Source organism: Blastomonas sp. CCH1-A6 (assembly GCF_001556365.1).
In the GTDB taxonomy this organism is placed as follows: Bacteria; Pseudomonadota; Alphaproteobacteria; order Sphingomonadales; family Sphingomonadaceae; genus Blastomonas; species Blastomonas ursincola.
Genome location: NZ_LSIS01000321.1, coordinates 1 through 811, shown reverse-complemented (window position 1 = coordinate 811; position 811 = coordinate 1). Strand labels below are relative to the sequence as shown.

Below are 811 nucleotides of genomic sequence, written 5' to 3'. Positions count from 1 at the left end.
GCTGAACACCGAATAATACAGGCCCGCACGGTCGTTGCCGGTCTCCAGCCGGTGCTTGTCGGCGACATCAGCGACAATGGCGCGGAGCATCAGATTGCCCGATCCCTGCGCCAGACCTTGCGCCAGCGTGAGCCCCAGCAGCAGCGTCATGTTGTCTGGTGCCACCAGCACCAGGCCGAGGTTGATCGCGACCTGCACCAGTTCGCCTGCCACCGCCGTGCGATGCTTGCCCAGCCGATAGCCGATCTTCAGCCAGATCGGGCCTGCCAGCACGCCGAAGACGAACTGGAACAGGAACAGCCCCGCCGCCCATTCGGGCCTGCCCATGTAGAAGGTGACGTAGAAGACGATCAGCGCGGCGCGGATGTTCTGGCCCAGCGTGACTGCAAAGTCGGAGCCCAGCACGCGCAGCAGCAGCCGGTCGCCGAGCACGGCGCGCACCACCCGGCCCAGCGGCTCGCGCGGGGCGATGCTGGCGGGCGCCGGCGGCTCCTTGAAGGCAGTCAGCGTCAGCACCAGCGCCGGCAGGATGGTGACGGCGACCAGCCCGCCCATCAGCGCGAGCTTGAGCCCGCCATCGCCGGGACGCAGCTGGTCGGCCAGGGTCGGCAGGATCAGCGTGAGCAGCAAAGCGCTCGCGGTCACCACCGTCTGGAAGGTCGCGACACGGGTGCGCTCGTGATAGCGGCCCGATACCTCGCCCGACCAGGCCAGAAACGGGATCTGCACCGCCGTCCAGCCGAGATAGAAGAAGAACAGCACGATCGCGAGATAGGCCGCGCTCACCTGCACCGGCGGGAAGAACAGGAAC

At 67.6% G+C, this 811-nt stretch carries 1 protein-coding gene; it reads right to left on the bottom strand.

Features of this window, described 5'->3' with window-relative positions:
* The coding region (locus AX735_RS15595; RefSeq protein ID WP_202189595.1) for an MFS transporter at positions 1 to 811 on the bottom strand (811 nt) is incomplete at both ends.